Below are 18,886 nucleotides of genomic sequence, written 5' to 3'. Positions count from 1 at the left end.
TTCACTTCCTTACAAAGGATATCGCGCATGAAGCATCGTTTTGCCGCCGGCACCCTCGGCACCCTGGCCGTCTCCCTGTTACTCGCCCATGCCCCGCTGGCGCAAGCGGCCCAGCCCGCAGCCAAGGCCGCCGTCGCGCCCGCGGTCAGCGCCCCCAAGGCCAGGCAGCAGCTGCAAGTGCTGGCCGACCAGTATTACGATGCGCAAGCCCGCTTCGAGCCGATCAACGCCACCGAGAGCGGCGACAACCGTTTTGACGACCAACTCGGTTCCGCCATCGTGCCCGCCGCGCGCGCGAAACAATTTGCCCTGTACCGCCAGTACCAGAAAACCCTGCGCGCCATCGCCCGCGCCCAGTTGTCGCAGCAAGACCAGATCAACTACGACATCCTCGACTATGAACTGGCCACGGCGCTGAGCTTCGAGCGTTTCCCGGAATACCTGCTGCCGCTGAACCAGATGGACAGCATGCCCGTCACCCTGGCCAATTATGCGGGCGGCGAAGCATCGCAACCGCTGACCACGGTCAAGGAATACGATGCTTACCTGAGCCGTATCGGCCAGTTGCCGGGCTGGATAGACCAGGCCATCGCCAACATGAAGGTCGGCATGCAAAAGGGAATCGTGCTGCCGAAGGCGCTGACGGAATCGGCGCTGCCGCAATTTAAAAAACTCGTCAGCGCCACGCCGCAGGCTAGCGTCTACTACACGCCCATCAAGAACTTGCCGGCCAGTTTTTCGCCGGCCGACAAGGAGCGTTTGACGCAAACCTACACCGTCATCATCGAAGCCAAGCTGATGCCGGCCCTGCAGCGCCTGGCCACGTTCATGGAGCAGGATTACCTGCCGGCGGGCCGCAGCAGCAGCGGCTGGAGCGCCCTGCCCGATGGTGCCGCCTGGTACCAGGCGCGCGTTGCCAGCAGCACCACCACGGACATGCAGCCGGAGCAGATCCACGCCATCGGCTTGCGCGAAGTGGCGCGCATCCAGGAACAATATGCCATCGTCGGACCGAAGATGGGCTACAACGGCCCGGCCGCCGGCTTGCCCGTATGGGTCTCGGAGCAGGCCAAGTACCGCCCGTTCAAGACGGAACAGGAAGTGCTGGACGTCTACCGCAAGCTCAACGTGCTGCTCGACAGCAAATTGCCGGCCCTGTTCACCCTGGTGCCGAAAGCGCCGCTGGACTTGCGCCTGGAACCTGAACTGAGCCGCGACACGGCCGCCGACCACTACACGGCGCCCGCCGCCGATGGGTCGCGTCCGGGCGTGTTCTGGTCCGTCGTCACGGATCCGAAGCAATATGGCGACACGGGCATGACCACCCTGTTCCTGCACGAAGGCAAGCCGGGCCACCACTTCCACCTGGCGCTGGTGCAAGAGATGGACTTGCCGAACTTCCGCCGCTTCGGCGGCAACAATGCCTTCACGGAAGGCTGGGCCCTGTATGCGGAAACCCTGGGCAAAGAAATGGGCCTGTTCGACGATCCGGCCCAATATTTCGGCCATTTGAACGACGAGATGCTGCGCGCCGTGCGCCTGGTGGTCGACACGGGCTTGCATAGCAAGGGCTGGACGCGCGAGCAGACGATCAAGTACATGCGCGACACCCTCGGCTACGACGCCGTGGCGAAGAGCGAAACGGAACGCTACATGGCCTGGCCCGGCCAGGCGCTGGGCTACAAGATCGGCGCCTTGAAGATCATCGAACTGCGCCAGCGCGCGCAGCAGGCGCTCGGCGACAAGTTCAGCCTGCCGAAGTTCCATGAAGTCGTCCTCGGCGACGGCACCCTGCCCTTGAAACTGCTGGAAGCCAAAGTCGACCGCTGGATCGCGCAGCAGAAGTAAGCGGCGCGGCTGGACGGCAAAACGGCAGCGCCTGAACGGGCTGCCGTTTTTTTTGGCCGGCAATGCTGGCGGCTACACCAGCAGCGCGGCGCTCATGGAATGCACTTCCTCGGCCGATTCGGCCAGGATGCTCTGCAGGGTCTCGTTGTCGATAATAAAATCGATGACGGAATCGGAGGGCGTGAGCATTTCCACGAACGTCGCCTGCAAGGGCGAAGCCACGGGCGAGAGCTGCTTGGCCAGCAACAAGGTGTCGAGCAGGGAATCGGGCGGGATCGACAGCAGTCCGTCGCGCAAGCCTTCGATGGCTTCGCTGACGGCCAGCGGGATGTGCAGCTTCTTCATGACTTCGCGGGAAATGATTTCCTCGGCCGATTCCATCCAGTGGTCGGCATCGTCATCGAGCAGGCCGGGAAACTCGTCGGCGCGCGACAGCAGGTAAAAGCCCCCCACTTCATGCACGATGCCAGCGAACAGCGCCGTGTCGGCATCGACATGCGTGACGCGGCGGGCAATCACGTGGGCCAGCGCGGCCACGTGCGCCGTATGCTCCCACAGCTGGGTCGCCTTCTGGCGCAGGGCAGGATCGATGATCTTGCTGCCGAACTGGCGCACCACCATGGCGGCCACCAGCGCATACAGGTTGCGGTAGCCCATGCGCATGACGGCGGCGCGCACGCTGGTGACGGGCGCCGCATCGCCGCGGCTATAGACAGCCGAGTTGGCCAAGGCCACCGTGCGCGCCGCCAGCAAGGGTTCGGCCAGCACCAGCTTGATGGCATGGTCGATATGGCAATCTGGCTCGGCCAGGGCCAGCTGTAATTGCAAGGCGGAATTCACGCTGGTGGGAAACGTCAATTCCCCGCGCACCGCCTGGGAAACAATCAAGCCGAATGCCTGTAATTTATTCATCATACAATCAATCCGCCTCAGATATTATTTCAGCAAACAATTTCACTTTATAGCAGAAATTGAATACCGGACCACTTCTTTTAAAATACCGGGGGTGCGCCATTCAACGACAAGGCGTCCTCATTTAATGCCATCGCTTGCAGAATCAATTCATCGCCAATGACAAACAGCTTAGGCTGCTGCAATACCTGCAACAGGAATGGCTGGCCTTCGCGCAGGCGGCGCCGATAATCGGCCAGCGTATATAAGTTGGGATTGATTTTACGCCGCAAGGTTCGCTCGGCTGGCGCCAATCCCGTCAGCAGGTCGCCATAATTGGCCTCTTCCGCCACCAGCAGCAGATCGATGGGACCGCCGGGCATATCCTGCCCCTTTGCCGTGGCGCCATACACGAAGGCCAGCTGCCATTGCGCGCGCTGGGACGCCAGGGTGGTGCTGAGCACGCCGACAAGGCCGAATGTCTTTTGCACCAGGCCGCTCAATTCCGGATACACGAGGCTTTCCTTGTTCGGCCAGAAGCGCCGCACGTTGCCGATGCGCTCGGACGTGATCAGGCCGGCGTCGTGCAGGCGGCGCAGTTCGCGCTGCGCGGACGCGCTGCCCATGCCCGTCAGGCGCATGATCTCGTTCAAGTGGAAGCCTTCATTCACGCGGACAAAGAGCAATCCCAGCAGTTTCTGCTGGGCGGGAGTAAACAGGGCCTGGGCAATCATATGCCAAATCTTAGCATGAATAAACTGACAATTGGCGCGCTGCGCACACAGGAGGAAAGCGGTACCACAGTGCCTTGCTGCAACCGGACAGCGCTGCGGGACGCTGCCGGCCGGGTGCATGACACGGGACCGCCAGCGAGTCACTGCAAGGAAGAGGATAGCGCGGCATGAAGGGAGTGAGCGCCCACCAGGCATGGGGCAAGACAGCATCACGGCCATGCCGGCGCGGGCGCCAGGCACCGGCCGAACGTCATGCTCCGGCATCACGGGGCCGGCGCGCATTGCCAGGCAAATCGCGCGCGGCGGCAATAAAGATCAGCCCGCTTTTATTTTTTCCTGCAAGCCCAGGATAATCACATCGATGCCAGTATCAAAACGCAAATCGAGGGGGCTATCAAAAATAGTTTCCATTGCAGCGAATACATGGGGATAACGTTCCGCGGCCATGACGGCAAACTCATCGCGCCGTGCCGCCAATCCCTGCTGGAAGGAATTATCAGGCCCGCCCCCTTCCGCTTCCATGACAAAACCAAGCACATAATATAAAAGCGTAAAAGTATTCAGGCTGGCCAGTTTCTCCGAGGCGCCGCCCAGACGCATGCACCCGATGAATGCTTCGGCCACGCGAAACACATTGTCCGAGATCACATAGCTGCCGCCAAACACGCGCACGCCATCGCGCCGCGCGGCCAGGGCCTGGCGCAATTGCGCCGCCACCTGGCGTATCTGCGCGTCCCAGCCGGCATGCGTATCGATGCTGCGCGCCACGTCCTGGATCAACATATCGGCCATGCCGTCGAGCAAAGCCTGCTTGTTCGCAAAATGCCAGTACAACGAGGCAGCCTTGATGTCCATGGCATCGGCCAGGCGGCGCATGGTCAAGCCCTCGATGCCCACCTCATCGAGTAAATCGAGCGCCTTGGCCACGACGGCTTCGCGTTGAATTTTCATTTTGTATGTATTTTCCTTGAAACTCTAACGGCGTTAGTTTACCATTTTACGCAGACTAACAACGTTAGATTGACATCTCATGTACAACACGCACACCGAAGTACTCATTGTCGGGGCCGGCCCCGTGGGCCTGACCCTCGCCTGCGAACTGCGCCTGGCGGGCATCCACGTGGCCGTGCTGGAACGGCGCGCGGAGCGGACCGCGCAGTCGCGCGCGCTGACCATCCATGGCCGCACGCTGGAAATGCTGGGTTTGCGGGGCCTGGACCAGCGCTTCACTGCGTTGGGCAAGCCGCTCTCCAGCGGGCATTTTGCCGGCCTCGATAGCCGCCTCGATTTTTCCGGCTTCGACTCGCCCCACCCCTACACCTTGTTCTTGCCGCAAAGTACCACCGAACGCCTGCTGGAGGAGCGCCTGCTGGAAGAAGACGCGGCCGTCGTGCGCGGCGCGCTGGTCGACGACGTGCAACAGGATGGGCACGGCGTCATGGTCTCCGGCACGTCCGGCGACGAACGCTTCAGCCTGCGCGCGCAGTATGTGATCGGCGCCGACGGCGGCCGCAGCCCGGTGCGCCAGCAGGCGGGCATCGCCTTCGACGGCGTGGCGGCCACTTGCAGCATGCTCATGGGCGACGTGCTGCTGCGTCACCCGCCCGCCTCGCCCGCGCTGGCGCTCACCAACGCGGCGGGCAGCCTGATGATGGTGCCGCTGGGCGACGGCCGCCATCGCGTCATCGTCATGAATGCGCAGCGCCCGCATGTCCCGGCCACGGACGCGGCCACGCTGGAAGAATTGTCACACGTGAGCACAGCCATCGCCGGCCACGACTTCGGCTTGCATGCTCCCGTCTGGCTATCGCGCTTTGGCGACGAAACGCGGCTGGCGCGCCACTACCGCCAGGGCCGCATCTTCCTGGCCGGCGATGCCGCCCACATCCACATGCCGGCGGGCGGCCAGGGCATGAACGTGGGCATGCAGGATGCGATGAACCTGGGCTGGAAACTGGCTGGCGTAATCAAGGGGCATGCGCCGGACAGCCTGCTCGACAGCTACCACGCGGAGCGCCACCCGGTGGGCCTGGCGCTGCAGCACAATACCCTGGCGCAGACGGCCTTGCTGACGCGTTTTGATCCGCACACGCTGGCCTTGCGTGCCAGTGTCAGCGACATGCTGGCGCAGCCCGAACTGAACCGCAAAATGGCCAGCGACCTGTCGGGCTTCGGCCTGCGCTATGCGGCGCCGCTGGCCTCCAGCACGGGCAGCACGGACTGGACCGGCCGGCGCGCCCCCGACTGGCTGCTGCGCCTGGCCGACGGCACGGCCGTGGGCATCCACGAATTGCTGCATGCCGGCAAATGGCTGCACCTGGTGATCGGCGACGCGCCTGGCACGCCGCCCTTCGGTTTCGAGCGTGCCTGGCTCACCGCCTTGAAAGTCAGGGCGCTGCCCCCGCAGATGGCCGGCCTGGCCAGCATCCTGATACGGCCGGACGGCTATATCGATGCCGCCAGCTGATCACGCCAGCTAAAGGCGGGCGGTCGCGGTTTGGGGGGGGGCTGGCGTGTTGCCAGCGCGGCGCGCATCAGCCTGACATCGGTGATGTGGCAGCGGCGGCGGGCATGGACAGCCCCCGCGCCGCGCCAGATGCGCGCGGAACACCGGCGCCACATGGCGGCTTGCGCTTTGCGCATGCGGTGGAAGGTTTCAGGAGCGCGCATAAAAAAACGGCACCCGAAGGTGCCGTTCTTGTCAGCTAGTCGCGTAGATTACGCTTCGTCGCCGTGGTGTTGCTGGATTTCGATATCCTGCAAGGCTTCGGCAGCTTCGCCAGCCAGCGAGGCTTTCTCGGCCAGCAGCAGCGCTTGACGCTCTTCCACTTCCCACGCTTCTTTCTCTTTGCGTGCGCGGTGGAAGGCCAGGCCCGTACCGCCAGGAATCAGACGGCCGACGATGACGTTCTCTTTCAGGCCGCGCAGACCATCGCGCTTGCCCATGATCGCCGCTTCGGTCAGCACGCGGGTGGTTTCCTGGAACGATGCGGCCGAGATGAACGAATCGGTCGACAGCGATGCCTTGGTAATACCCAGCAAGACGTTTTCGTAGGTCGCTGGAATCTTGTTCTCAACGGCCATGCGATCGTTCTCGTCCAGCAGTTCCGAACGTTCCACCTGCTCGCCAACGATGTAGTTGGTGTCGCCGGCATTGACGATCTGCACGCGGCGCAGCATCTGACGCACGATCACTTCAATGTGCTTGTCATTGATCTTCACGCCTTGCAGACGGTACACGTCTTGCACTTCGTCAACGATGTAACGTGCCAGCGCTTCGATACCCAGCAGGCGCAGGATGTCTTGCGGATCGGCCGGGCCGTCCACGATCATCTCGCCCTTGTTCACGACTTGGCCGTCATGCACCAGCACTTGCTTGTCCTTGGTGATCAGGAACTCATGCTTGTTGCCGTCCATGTCCGTGATTTCCAGACGCTGCTTGCCCTTGGTTTCTTTACCGAACGCAACCGTACCCGTGACTTCCGCCAGCATGCCGGCATCTTTCGGCGAGCGCGCTTCGAACAGTTCCGCAACGCGTGGCAGACCACCGGTAATATCGCGCGTTTTTTGCGATTCGGTCGGGATACGTGCCAGCACTTCACCCACCGATACCTGTTGACCGTCTTTCACCATGATCAGCGCGCCGACCTGGAAGCCGATCGCCACCGAGTGTTCGGTGCCGGCGATCTTGACTTCTTCGTTCGCGTCGTTGATCAGCTTGACTTGCGGACGCAGCGTTTTCGTCAACGAACCGCGACGCTTCGCATCGATCGCCACCAGGGTGGACAGACCGGTCACTTCGTCGACCTGACGGGCCACGGTGACGCCTTCTTCGACGTTCTCGAAACGCACTTGACCGGCGTATTCGGTAATGATCGGACGGGTCAGCGGATCCCACGTTGCCAGGGCCGTACCGGCCTTGATGACCATGCCGTCCTTGACGATCAGGGTCGCACCGTACGGTACTTTATGACGCTCACGCTCACGGCCATGGTCGTCGGTGATCAGCACTTCGCCGGAACGGGAAATGACGATTTGCGCGCCCTTGCCGTTCGTCACGTAACGCATGGTTGCCGTGAAGCGGATGGTACCGTTCGACTTGGCTTCCACCGACGATGCCACTGCCGCACGCGATGCCGCACCACCAATGTGGAACGTACGCATGGTCAGCTGGGTACCCGGCTCACCAATCGACTGCGCTGCCACCACACCGACGGCTTCGCCGGCGTTGACCAGCATGCCGCGGCCCAGGTCGCGGCCATAGCACTTGGCGCACAGGCCGAAGCGCGTGTCGCAAGTCAGTGGCGTGCGTACCTTGACTTCATCGATGGACAGACGCTCGATCTCTTCGACCATGTCTTCGTCCATCAGGGTGCCGGCTTCGTACAGCGTTTCCTGGGTTTCAGGATTGACGACGTCATGCACCACCACGCGGCCGAGGATACGGTCACGCAACGGTTCGATGACTTCACCACCTTCGACCAGTGCCTTCATGACGGCGCCGTTCAGGGTGCCGCAATCGTCCTCGATCACCACCAAGTCTTGCGTCACGTCGACCAGACGACGCGTCAGGTAACCGGAGTTCGCCGTTTTCAGCGCCGTATCGGCCAGACCTTTACGCGCACCGTGGGTCGAAATGAAGTACTGCAAAACGTTCAGACCTTCGCGGAAGTTCGCGGTAATCGGCGTTTCGATAATCGAGCCATCCGGTTTGGCCATCAGACCACGCATACCGGCCAACTGGCGAATCTGGGCTGCGGAACCGCGCGCGCCGGAGTCGGCCATCATGTAAATGGCGTTGAACGATTCTTGCGTCGACTTGGTGCCATCGCGGCGGATCACGTCTTCGACTTTCAGCTGGTCCATCATGGCCTTGCCGACTTCATCGGAGGTCTTGCCCCAGATATCGACGACCTTGTTGTAACGCTCGCCGGCGGTCACCAGACCCGAAGCGTACTGCTGCTCGATCTGCTTGACTTCCGATTCGGCCGTCGCGATCAGGGTGACTTTTTGAGGCGGTACCAGCATGTCGTCGACGCAGATCGAGATACCGGCGCGTGTCGCCAGGCGGAAACCCGATTGCATCAGTTTGTCTGCGAACACCACGGTGGCGCGCAGGCCGCACTTGCGGAACGACGTGTTGATCAGCTTGGAAATTTCTTTCTTTTTCAGCGCGCGGTTCAGAACGGAGAACGGCAGGCCTTTCGGCAGAATTTCCGACAGGATCGCACGGCCGATCGTCGTTTCGTAGCGGGTCACCGTTTTTTCGAATTCGCCCGTTTCGGCGTTTTTCGGGTATTCGGTAATACGCACGGTCACGCGGGTCGTCAGTTCGACTTCCTTGTTGTCGTAGGCGCGGATCACTTCCGACACGTCAGGGAACATCATCCCTTCGTTCTTCGCATTGATCGCTTCGCGGGTCGCGTAGTACAGACCCAGCACGATATCCTGCGAAGGCACGATCGACGGTTCGCCGTTCGATGGGAACAGGATGTTGTTCGATGCCAGCATCAGGGTGCGTGCTTCCATCTGCGCTTCGATCGACAGAGGAACGTGGACCGCCATTTGGTCACCGTCAAAGTCGGCGTTGAATGCGGCGCAGACGAGCGGGTGCAGCTGGATGGCCTTGCCTTCGATCAGGACTGGCTCGAACGCCTGGATACCCAGACGGTGCAGCGTCGGTGCGCGGTTCAACATGATCGGATGTTCACGGATCACGTCTTCCAGGATGTCCCACACGACCGGTTCCTGGATCTCGACCAGCTTTTTCGCCGCCTTGATCGTGGTTGCCAGGCCCATCAGTTCCAGTTTATTGAAAATGAATGGCTTGAACAGTTCCAGCGCCATCAGTTTCGGCAAGCCGCACTGATGCAGTTTCAATTGCGGGCCCACGACGATGACCGAACGACCGGAGTAATCGACGCGTTTGCCCAGCAAGTTTTGACGGAAACGGCCGCCCTTGCCCTTGATCATCTCTGCCAGCGATTTCAGCGGACGCTTGTTGGCGCCGGTCATCGCTTTGCCGCGACGGCCGTTGTCCAGCAGCGAGTCGACTGCTTCCTGCAGCATGCGCTTTTCGTTGCGCGTGATGATCTCTGGAGCGCGCAGCTCCATCAGGCGTTTCAGACGGTTGTTACGGTTGATGACGCGGCGATACAGATCGTTCAGATCCGAGGTCGCGAAACGGCCACCGTCCAGCGGTACCAGCGGACGCAGTTCCGGCGGCAGCACTGGCAGCACTTCCATGATCATCCAGTCAGGCTTGATGCCCGAACGTTGGAACGCTTCCAGCACTTTCAGGCGCTTCGCGTATTTCTTGATCTTGGCTTCGGATTTCGATTCCTTCAGTTCCACGCGCAGGGTTTCGGCATCGCGGTGGATGTCGATCGAGCGCAGCAGTTCACGGATACCTTCGGCGCCCATGAAGGCGGTGAAGTCGTCGCCGTACTCTTCGTACTTGGCGGCGTAGTCGTCTTCCGACATGATCTGGCACTTCTTCAGCGGGGTCATGCCTGGATCGGTCACGACGTATGCTTCAAAGTACAGCACGCGTTCGATGTCCCGCAGGGTCATGTCCAGGACCATGCCCAGACGCGACGGCAGCGATTTCAGGAACCAGATGTGCGCGGTAGGCGAGGCCAGCTCGATGTGGCCCATGCGCTCGCGGCGCACCTTGGCCAGCGTGACTTCGACGCCGCACTTTTCGCAGATCACGCCGCGGTGTTTCAGGCGCTTGTACTTGCCGCACAGGCATTCGTAATCCTTGATCGGGCCAAAGATCTTGGCGCAGAACAGGCCGTCGCGCTCGGGCTTGAAGGTACGGTAGTTGATGGTTTCCGGCTTTTTGACTTCGCCGTAGGACCACGAACGGATTTTCTCAGGCGAAGCGAGACCGATCTTGATTGCATCGAAGGTCTCGTTGGTCTGTACTTGCTTGAATAGATCGAGCAGTGCTTTCATGTATCACTCCAGAGGTGATTAAATTTCTATATTCCTGAGACTACATTGCCCGGCATGGTTTCCCAGCCGGGCTTTGTGTTTCCCAAACCAAATGACGCTTATTGGGTCAATAAGCCTGTCGTTTAGTTGCGTTCGAGGTCGATATCGATACCCAGCGAACGGATTTCCTTGACCAGCACGTTGAACGATTCCGGCATGCCGGCGTCGATCACGTGGTCGCCCTTGACGAGGTTCTCGTACACTTTGGTACGGCCATTCACGTCATCGGACTTGACGGTCAACATCTCTTGCAAGACATACGACGCGCCATACGCTTCCAGTGCCCAGACTTCCATCTCACCGAAACGCTGACCACCGAACTGGGCTTTACCGCCCAGTGGCTGTTGCGTCACCAGCGAGTAAGGACCGGTCGAACGCGCATGCATCTTGTCATCCACCAAGTGATGCAGTTTCAGCATGTGCATGACGCCGACAGTGACCTTGCGCTCGAAGGCTTCGCCGGTGCGACCGTCATACATGGTCACCTGGTTCTTCGATGCGGTCATGCCCAGGTTCTTGGCGATGTCGTCCGGATACGCCAGGTCCAGCATGCGACGGATCTCTTCTTCATTGGCGCCGTCGAACACTGGCGTGGCGAATGGAACACCTTTTTTCAGGTTTTCCGCCAGCTTCATGATCTCTTCGTCGTCGAAGTCGTTCAGCTCTTCGGCACGGCCGTTGTCGTTGTAGATCGTCGTCAGGTACTTGCGCACTTGCTCGACCTTGGTTTGCGCCTTCAGCATTTCGCCGATGCGGATACCCAGACCCTTGGCAGCCCAGCCCAAGTGCGTCTCGAGAATCTGACCAACGTTCATCCGCGAAGGAACGCCCAGCGGGTTCAGCACAACGTCGGCTGGCGTGCCGTCGGCCATGTATGGCATGTCTTCCACGGGAACAATACGGGAAACCACACCCTTGTTACCGTGGCGACCTGCCATCTTGTCGCCCGACTGCAGGCGGCGTTTCACGGCCAGGTACACCTTGACCATTTTTTGCACGCCTGGTTGCAGCTCATCGCCTTGCGTCAGTTTCTTGCGCTTCTCTTCAAAGGCCAGATCGAACTGGTGACGCTTCTCGTTGATCGATTCCTTGATCGCTTCCAGCGCGACCGCTGCATCGTCGTCCGCAGGGCGGATGTCGAACCAGTGGTACTTGTCCAGATCGGCCAGGTATTCCTTGGTGATCTTGGCGCCTTTCGACAGCTTTTTAGGGCCACCGTTGACAACTTTGCCGATCAGCATTTTTTCCAGACGCTGGAAGGCATCGCCTTCCACGATACGCATCTGGTCGTTCAAGTCCAGACGGAAGCGTTTCAGTTCGTCATCGATAATTTGCTGGGCACGCTTGTCGCGCACGATGCCTTCACGGGTGAAGACTTGTACGTCGATCACGGTACCGATCATGCCCGAAGGCACGCGCAGCGACGTGTCTTTCACGTCCGAAGCTTTTTCGCCGAAAATCGCGCGCAGCAGCTTCTCTTCCGGGGTCAGCTGGGTTTCGCCTTTTGGCGTCACTTTACCAACCAGGGTGTCGCCGGCTTGCACTTCCGCGCCGATGTAGACGATACCGGATTCATCCAGACGAGCCAGCTGGTTTTCCGCCAGGTTCGAGATGTCGCGCGTAATTTCTTCCGCGCCCAGTTTCGTGTCACGGGCCACCACCGACAACTCTTCGATGTGAATCGAGGTGTAGCGGTCGTCCTTGACGACGTTTTCCGAGATCAGGATCGAATCTTCGAAGTTCAGACCATTCCATGGCATGAAGGCCACGGTCATGTTCTGGCCCAGCGCCAATTCACCCAGGTCGGTCGATGCGCCGTCGGCGATCACGTCGCGCTTGGCAACACGGTCGCCCACTTGCACGATAGGACGCTGGTTGATGTTGGTGTTCTGGTTCGAACGGGTGTACTTGATCAGGTTGTAGATGTCGACGCCCACTTCACCAGCTTGCGCTTCGTCATCGTTCACGCGAATTACCACACGGCCCGCATCGATGTAATCGACGATACCGCCACGCAGCGCTTGCACGGTGGTGCCCGAGTCGACCGCAACGGTGCGTTCGATACCGGTACCGACCAGCGCTTTTTCCGGACGCAAGCAAGGCACGGCCTGGCGTTGCATGTTGGCGCCCATCAATGCGCGGTTCGCATCATCGTGTTCGAGGAACGGAATCAGCGAGGCAGCGACGGAAACGATCTGGCCCGGCGCCACGTCCATGTACTGGATGCGCTCTGGGGATACCAGGATGGTTTCGCCGGCTTCACGGGCCGAGACCAGTTCATCGGACAGCATGCCTTCGTCGTTGATGGTCGCATTCGCCTGAGCGATGATGTAGCGGCCTTCTTCGATGGCGGACAGGTAGTCGATCTGATCGGTAATCTTGGAGCCTTCGACCTTGCGGTACGGGGTTTCCAGGAAGCCGTATTCATTCAGGCGGGCGTACAGAGCCAGCGAGTTGATCAGACCAATGTTCGGACCTTCCGGTGTCTCGATCGGGCAGACGCGGCCGTAGTGGGTCGGATGCACGTCGCGCACTTCAAAGCCGGCGCGTTCGCGAGTCAGACCGCCGGGTCCCAGAGCCGATACGCGGCGCTTGTGGGTAATTTCCGACAGAGGATTGGTTTGGTCCATGAACTGCGACAGCTGCGACGAACCGAAGAACTCGCGAATCGCGGCCGAAATCGGCTTCGAGTTGATCAGGTCATGCGGCATCAGGTTGTCCGCTTCGGCTTGGCCGAGGCGTTCCTTGACGGCGCGCTCAACACGCACCAGGCCGGCGCGGAATTGATTCTCAGCCAGTTCGCCCACGCAACGCACGCGACGGTTACCCAGGTGATCGATATCGTCGACTTCGCCGCGGCCATTGCGCAGTTCCACCAGGATCTTGATCACGGCCAGCACGTCTTCGTTCGACAGCGTCATGGCGCCCGTCAGTTCATCGCGGCCAATGCGGCGGTTGAACTTCATGCGGCCCACGGCCGACAGGTCGTAGCGGTCCGAGTTGTAGAACAGGCCGTTGAACAGCGCTTCAACGGAATCTTCCGTTGGCGGTTCGCCTGGACGCATCATGCGGTAGATCGCCACTTTCGCGGCCATCTGATCGGCGGTGTCGTCGATACGCAGGGTTTGCGAGATGTAGGCGCCTTGATCCAGGTCGTTGGTATACAAGGTCTGGATTTCGGACACGTTGGCATCGCGCAGGCGGCCCAGCAGGTCTTCGGTCAGCTCATCGTTCGCGGAAGCGACGACTTCGCCGGTGTCGCCATCGACGATATTCTTCGCCAATACGCGGCCCAGCAGGTAGTCTTCCGGTACGGAAATGTGCTTGATGCCGGCAGCTTCGATATCACGCACGTGCTTGGCGTTGATACGCTTGTCTTTCAGCACCAGGGTCTTGCCCGACTTGTCGACGATGTCGAAACGCGCCACTTCGCCGCGCAGACGCTCGGAGACGAATTCCATTTCCGCGCCTTCGGAGCGCAGGTTGAAATTGTCGAAGACGAAGAAGTTCGCCAGGATTTGCTCATGCGACATGCCGATGGCTTTGAGCAGGATCGTCACTGGCATCTTGCGGCGGCGGTCGACGCGGAAGAACAGGATGTCTTTCGGGTCGAACTCGAAGTCCAGCCACGAACCGCGGTAAGGAATGATACGCGCGGAGAACAGCAGCTTGCCGGACGAGTGGGTCTTGCCGCGGTCGTGCTCGAAGAACACGCCAGGCGAACGGTGCAGCTGGGAAACGATAACCCGCTCCGTGCCGTTGATGACGAACGAACCGGTGGTCGTCATGAGCGGCAATTCGCCCATGTAGACTTCCTGTTCCTTCATCTCTTTGACGACTGGCTTGGTTGGCGATTCCTTGTCCAGGATCACCAGGCGCACTTTCGCGCGCAGCGGCGACGCGAACGTCAGGCCACGTTGTTGACATTCTTTGACGTCAAAGGCAGGATCGCCCAGAACGTACGACAAGAATTCGAGACGCGCAAAACCATTGTGCGACACGATAGGGAAAATCGAGGTGAAAGCCGACTGCAGGCCATCATTCTTGCGGCCGGACGGTGCTATGTCCTCTTGCAAGAAGCTATGATAAGACTCGAGCTGGGTCGCCAGCAGGAACGGAACGTGGTGAACGTTGGCGCGCTTCGCGAATGATTTGCGAATGCGTTTCTTCTCAGTAAATGAGTAGTGCATGGACACTCCGTGAGTGACAGAAAGGATAGAAAATTCAGGTTTTGCAAGTGTTCGTTTGCACCGCTGCGTGTGACACAGACGAAACCTCAAGGCTCTGCTTTCCGGCTTGAATCGAATAAAAACTGCTGCTACAAATACATGACAAATACGATGCAGACGACAAAGGAGCCAAAGTCGGATTTCCCCCCTTGCGAGGGGAAACCTCAGACTTTGACTCGGGCGCTAACTGACGCCAGTACAGATATTACTTCATCGAAGCGGTTGCGCCGGCTTCAACCAGTTTCTTCACTGCAGCTTCAGCGTCAGCTTTCGACACTGCTTCTTTCACAGTTTTTGGTGCGCCATCGACCAGGTCTTTAGCTTCTTTCAAGCCCAGGCCGGTGATTTCGCGAACTGCTTTAATAACGCCAACTTTGTTTGCGCCGAAGGTGTCCAGCACAACGTTGAACTCGGTTTGCTCTTCAGCAGCTGCTGCTGGGCCTGCTGCAGGACCGGCCGAAGCCATTGCTGCTGCGGACACGCCGAATTTTTCTTCGAATGCTTTAACCAGGTCGTTCAGGTCCATTACGGACATGGCGCTAACTGCTTCCAGGATATCGTCTTTGCTAATTGCCATTTTGAAACTCCTAAATTTATTACGTTAGTTACATCAGATTGGTACTGAGAGAAAAAAGCGCGCGCAATTAAGCGGCTGCTGGGGCTTCTTCTGCTGCTGCTTCTGCAGGAGCTTCGGCGCCTTCGCCTTTTTTCGCTGCCAGGGCAGCCAGACCACGTGCAAAGCCCGAAACCGGAGCCAGCATAACGCCCAACAACTGCGAAATGAGGACTTCACGGCTAGGAATGCTCGCCAACGCGGTGACAGCAGCTGTATCCAGCGGCTTGCCTGCGTAGTTACCTGCTTTGATGACCAGTTTGTCGTTGGTTTTAGCGAAGTCAGCGATGACTTTAGCTGCTGCAACGGCATCGGCCGAGATCGAGTAGATCAACGGGCCGGTCATGGCATCTGCCAGGCTGGCGAATGCGGTACCTTCAACGGAGCGACGAGCCAGAGTGTTTTTCAACACACGCAGGTACACGCCTTGGGCACGCGCTTTAGCACGCAGTTGCGTCAAGTGACCAACCTGGATGCCACGATATTCGGCCACGACGATCGTTTGCGCATTTGCTACTTGTGCGGAAACTTCGGCGACGACGGCCTTTTTGTCATTCAGATTGAGACTCACGGTCAACCTCCTTAAATGATGTTCGGCAATCACAACCGAGTGGTTGAGCGCCTTGCATCGGTTCGAACACGGCGTCCGAAGTCAAGAAGTACTAAACTGAGCGGATGGATTCACGCAGCATGAGGACTACAAAACTTGTTCGGGTACACCATCTGCGTTGGGCACTCCCCGTTGCCGGGAAGCCTATTAACCTTCTGCACATGTGGTCGCAGTCGGCCCAACGGTCTTTGATTGTCTGCCTGCCCGGCGCGAACACCGGACAAACAGCCCAAAGATGCGCCCGCAGCGCCCGAAGGCGCGCGGGACTTGATTCTTTACTTAAGCTGCCAGGCTAGCCTGGTCAACACGGACGCCAGCGCCCATGGTCGACGACAGCGAAACTTTGCGCAGGTACACGCCTTTGCTCGATGCTGGCTTGGCTTTGTTCAGGGCGTCGATCAGTGCGACCAGATTCGACTTCAGATCTGCGTCAGCGAACGATTTACGGCCGATGGTAGCGTGGATGATACCGGATTTGTCGGTACGGTACTGAACTTGACCGGCTTTCGCGTTTTTCACGGCGGTAGCGACGTCAGGAGTAACAGTGCCAACTTTCGGGTTAGGCATCATGCCGCGTGGGCCCAGGATCTGACCCAGGGTACCAACGATACGCATGGTATCTGGCGAAGCGATAACGATATCGAAAGGCATGTCGCCGGCTTTGATCTGCTCAGCCAGGTCTTCCATACCAACGATGTCGGCGCCAGCTGCTTTAGCAGCTTCAGCTTTTTCGCCCGACGCGAAGACAGCCACGCGTACGGTTTTGCCGGTGCCAGCTGGCAGCACGACGGAGCCGCGCACCACTTGGTCGGATTTCTTAGGATCAACACCCAGTTGTACCGATACGTCGATCGATTCATTGAACTTGGCCGTTGCGCACTCTTTGATCAGAGCGACAGCGTTGTCGAAAGCGTACACTTTGGTACGGTCGACTTTGGCTTTCAAAGCCTTGATACGTTTGGATAACTTAGCCATTATACAACACCTTCCACCGTGATACCAATCGAACGAGCGGAACCAGCGATGGTGCGTACAGCAGCATCCATGTCGGCAGCGGTCAGATCAGGGGTTTTCAATTTAGCGATTTCTTCAGCTTGTGCGCGGGTCAGCGTACCGACTTTGTCGGTATGTGGCTTCGGCGAACCTTTGGTGATCGCAGCAGCTTTTTTGATCAGGTAGGTTGCTGGAGGCGTCTTCATCACGAAGGTGAAGGACTTGTCAGCGAACGCGGTGATCACGACTGGGATCGGCATGCCTGGTTCCATACCTTGGGTCTGCGCGTTGAACGCTTTGCAGAATTCCATGATGTTCAGACCGCGTTGACCCAGAGCTGGACCGATTGGTGGGGATGGGTTTGCTTTACCAGCTGGCACTTGCAGCTTGATAAAACCAATGATTTTCTTTGCCATGATGGCTCCTATCTTGGATTGAGTAGTAGCGCCCCGCCGATCCTACCCTGGCGGGGCTCCTCTGACCGGATTTTGCTGATACTGCCGCAACGCTCCTGGTGGCGCTTTCAAACCTACTGCGCGGCGCGATTTACGGCTTCCGATGCTCACTGCGCATTCGCACAGCTCCGCCTCTCAGCCACAACCCACATCCGCTCGCTACGGTTTTTGTGAACCGTCTTTAAACTTTTTCGACCTGGCCGAATTCGAGCTCCACCGGAGTGGCGCGGCCGAAAATGGTGACCGAGACGCGCACTTTGGATTTCTCGTAATTGACTTCTTCGACATTGCCGTTGAAATCGGTGAACGGGCCATCCTTGATGCGGACTTGCTCGCCCACTTCGTACAAGGTCTTCGGACGAGGCTTTTCAACACCTTCCTGCATCTGGCGCATGATGGCATCGATTTCGCGCGCGGAGATCGGCGTCGGCTTGTTCGATTTGCCACCGATGAAACCGGTAACCTTGCTGGTGTTCTTGACCAAGTGCCAGCTCTCGTCCGTCATTTCCATTTCCACCAGCACATAGCCAGGATAGAAACGACGTTCGGTGACCGACTTCACACCATTCTTGACTTCAACCACTTCTTCGATCGGCACGAGGATCTGGCCGAACTGGTCTTGCATGCCCGCGCGCTCGATGCGCTCGGTCAATGCGCGCATGACGCTTTTTTCCATGCCGGAATAAGCATGCACGACATACCAGCGCTTGCTGCTCACTGGCACGCTCAGCGCTGCACCAGTATCCGCTGCCGGAGCGTCGCCGGGAACGGATTCGTCCGCCGCTTCATCATGCACATTTTCGCTCATTATTTTTTCCAACCAAGAATTACGTCATACAACAAAAACTCGAGCAATTTATCCGTACCCCACAGGAAAATCGCCATGACCAGCACAAAGGCAAACACGATCGCGGTAATCTGCGTGGCTTCTTTGCGGGTAGGCCAAACGACTTTCTTGGTTTCGCGCACAGCTTCTTTGGCGAAATTGAGAAATTCACGGCCGGTCGTCGAGACATACAAGAGCGCAACAGCAATAACCAAACCAGCCACAAGCGCGCTTGCACGCACCAGAGCTGGTTGGCCTGCCAGGTAATAAAACCCGACTACTCCTGCAATCGCAGCCACTATTGCCAGCGCGACTTTTATCTTGTCACTCGACGTGCTAACGGTTTGCACGGATTGATTTGACATTTTTCTACTTTCGGTGCCCTGCACCTTGACGGTGGCAGGGACGGAGGGCATCGAACCCCCAACCTTCGGTTTTGGAGACCGACGCTCTGCCAATTGAGCTACGTCCCTACGTAAAACTTTCGAGGAGTGCTATTCTACCACCCAGGACGCCCTGGGTGGAAGCATAACATTTCCTTATGCGATGATTTTTGCAACCACACCAGCGCCGACGGTACGGCCGCCTTCGCGGATAGCGAAGCGCAGACCTTCTTCCATCGCGATCGGGTTGATCAGCTTGACGGTGATCGACACGTTATCGCCTGGCATGACCATTTCTTTGTCTG

The 18,886-nt window shown here is 59.0% G+C and carries 14 protein-coding genes and 1 tRNA gene; 2 read left to right on the top strand and 13 right to left on the bottom strand.

All coding sequences use genetic code 11. The features are described from left to right. Positions 1-27: 27 nt before the first annotated feature. Complete coding sequence (locus ACZ92H_RS28315) at positions 28-1,848, top strand: DUF885 domain-containing protein (protein WP_131379007.1); 1,821 nt, start codon at positions 28-30, stop codon at positions 1,846-1,848. A 72-nt stretch (positions 1,849-1,920) separates the two neighbouring features. Here ACZ92H_RS28315 and ACZ92H_RS28310 read toward each other — a convergent pair whose 3' ends face one another. From ACZ92H_RS28310 to ACZ92H_RS28300, 3 genes are all read right to left on the bottom strand, one after another. Then, entirely contained in the window at positions 1,921-2,760 is an 840-nt protein-coding gene (locus tag ACZ92H_RS28310) for an HDOD domain-containing protein (RefSeq protein ID WP_131379015.1), read from the bottom strand. A gap of 80 nt (positions 2,761-2,840) precedes the next feature. Then, entirely contained in the window at positions 2,841-3,473 is a 633-nt protein-coding gene (locus ACZ92H_RS28305; protein ID WP_465051842.1) for an ArsR family transcriptional regulator, read from the bottom strand. 315 nt (positions 3,474-3,788) lie between these two features. Then, complete coding sequence (locus ACZ92H_RS28300; protein WP_465051841.1) at positions 3,789-4,424, bottom strand: TetR/AcrR family transcriptional regulator C-terminal domain-containing protein; 636 nt, start codon at positions 4,422-4,424, stop codon at positions 3,789-3,791. Positions 4,425-4,503: 79 nt separating this feature from the next. Between ACZ92H_RS28300 and ACZ92H_RS28295 the strand changes: the two genes are divergently transcribed. Beyond that, positions 4,504-5,940, top strand: coding sequence for an FAD-dependent monooxygenase (locus ACZ92H_RS28295; protein WP_465051840.1), 1,437 nt, complete (start codon positions 4,504-4,506; stop codon positions 5,938-5,940). 251 nt (positions 5,941-6,191) lie between these two features. Here the strand turns inward: ACZ92H_RS28295 and rpoC are convergent, their stop codons facing one another. The 10 genes from rpoC to ACZ92H_RS28245 all read right to left on the bottom strand — a co-directional run. Next, positions 6,192-10,433 carry a DNA-directed RNA polymerase subunit beta' gene (gene rpoC / locus ACZ92H_RS28290; RefSeq protein WP_131379011.1) on the bottom strand — a complete coding sequence of 1,414 codons (4,242 nt, stop codon included), beginning with the start codon at positions 10,431-10,433 and terminating at the stop codon, positions 6,192-6,194. 122 nt (positions 10,434-10,555) lie between these two features. Then, positions 10,556-14,662, bottom strand: coding sequence for a DNA-directed RNA polymerase subunit beta (gene rpoB / locus ACZ92H_RS28285; protein WP_092804258.1), 4,107 nt, complete (start codon positions 14,660-14,662; stop codon positions 10,556-10,558). A gap of 244 nt (positions 14,663-14,906) precedes the next feature. Then, positions 14,907-15,278, bottom strand: a complete 372-nt coding sequence (gene rplL / locus ACZ92H_RS28280; protein ID WP_070223390.1) for a 50S ribosomal protein L7/L12 — start codon at positions 15,276-15,278, stop codon at positions 14,907-14,909. Between the two features lie 67 nt (positions 15,279-15,345). Further along, complete coding sequence (gene rplJ / locus ACZ92H_RS28275; protein ID WP_034753621.1) at positions 15,346-15,885, bottom strand: 50S ribosomal protein L10; 540 nt, start codon at positions 15,883-15,885, stop codon at positions 15,346-15,348. Positions 15,886-16,203: 318 nt separating this feature from the next. Then, entirely contained in the window at positions 16,204-16,899 is a 696-nt protein-coding gene (rplA, locus tag ACZ92H_RS28270; protein WP_034753134.1) for a 50S ribosomal protein L1, read from the bottom strand. Beyond that, positions 16,899-17,333, bottom strand: a complete 435-nt coding sequence (gene rplK / locus ACZ92H_RS28265; RefSeq protein ID WP_034783246.1) for a 50S ribosomal protein L11 — start codon at positions 17,331-17,333, stop codon at positions 16,899-16,901. The genes rplA and rplK overlap by 1 nt, the downstream gene beginning before the upstream one ends. Before the next feature lie 220 nt (positions 17,334-17,553). After that, entirely contained in the window at positions 17,554-18,180 is a 627-nt protein-coding gene (nusG, locus tag ACZ92H_RS28260; RefSeq protein ID WP_092719293.1) for a transcription termination/antitermination protein NusG, read from the bottom strand. Next, positions 18,180-18,563 carry a preprotein translocase subunit SecE gene (secE, locus tag ACZ92H_RS28255; protein ID WP_010394308.1) on the bottom strand — a complete coding sequence of 128 codons (384 nt, stop codon included), beginning with the start codon at positions 18,561-18,563 and terminating at the stop codon, positions 18,180-18,182. Before secE ends, nusG begins: the two co-directional genes overlap by 1 nt. 32 nt (positions 18,564-18,595) lie before the next feature. Further along, positions 18,596-18,671: transfer RNA gene (locus tag ACZ92H_RS28250), tRNA-Trp, on the bottom strand. 66 nt (positions 18,672-18,737) lie between these two features. Next, on the bottom strand, positions 18,738-18,886 hold a 149-nt coding region (locus tag ACZ92H_RS28245; protein ID WP_019923558.1), incomplete at its 5' end, for an EF-Tu C-terminal domain-related protein.

This window comes from Janthinobacterium foliorum (genome assembly GCF_978021625.1).
Note: the sequence above shows the minus strand (reverse complement) of the source record. Positions and strands in the feature narration are given on the sequence as shown.

What these genes read in the sequence shown, in the direction of transcription:
- ACZ92H_RS28315 (WP_131379007.1), top strand. Translation starts at nt 28, where the DNA reads ATGAAGCATCGTTTTGCCGCCGGCACCCTCGGCACCCTGGCCGTCTCC.
- ACZ92H_RS28310 (WP_131379015.1), bottom strand. Translation starts at nt 2,760, where the DNA reads ATGAATAAATTACAGGCATTCGGCTTGATTGTTTCCCAGGCGGTGCGC.
- ACZ92H_RS28305 (WP_465051842.1), bottom strand. Translation starts at nt 3,473, where the DNA reads ATGATTGCCCAGGCCCTGTTTACTCCCGCCCAGCAGAAACTGCTGGGA.
- ACZ92H_RS28300 (WP_465051841.1), bottom strand. Translation starts at nt 4,424, where the DNA reads ATGAAAATTCAACGCGAAGCCGTCGTGGCCAAGGCGCTCGATTTACTC.
- ACZ92H_RS28295 (WP_465051840.1), top strand. Translation starts at nt 4,504, where the DNA reads ATGTACAACACGCACACCGAAGTACTCATTGTCGGGGCCGGCCCCGTG.
- rpoC (WP_131379011.1), bottom strand. Translation starts at nt 10,433, where the DNA reads ATGAAAGCACTGCTCGATCTATTCAAGCAAGTACAGACCAACGAGACC.
- rpoB (WP_092804258.1), bottom strand. Translation starts at nt 14,662, where the DNA reads ATGCACTACTCATTTACTGAGAAGAAACGCATTCGCAAATCATTCGCG.
- rplL (WP_070223390.1), bottom strand. Translation starts at nt 15,278, where the DNA reads ATGGCAATTAGCAAAGACGATATCCTGGAAGCAGTTAGCGCCATGTCC.
- rplA (WP_034753134.1), bottom strand. Translation starts at nt 16,899, where the DNA reads ATGGCTAAGTTATCCAAACGTATCAAGGCTTTGAAAGCCAAAGTCGAC.
- rplK (WP_034783246.1), bottom strand. Translation starts at nt 17,333, where the DNA reads ATGGCAAAGAAAATCATTGGTTTTATCAAGCTGCAAGTGCCAGCTGGT.
- nusG (WP_092719293.1), bottom strand. Translation starts at nt 18,180, where the DNA reads ATGAGCGAAAATGTGCATGATGAAGCGGCGGACGAATCCGTTCCCGGC.
- secE (WP_010394308.1), bottom strand. Translation starts at nt 18,563, where the DNA reads ATGTCAAATCAATCCGTGCAAACCGTTAGCACGTCGAGTGACAAGATA.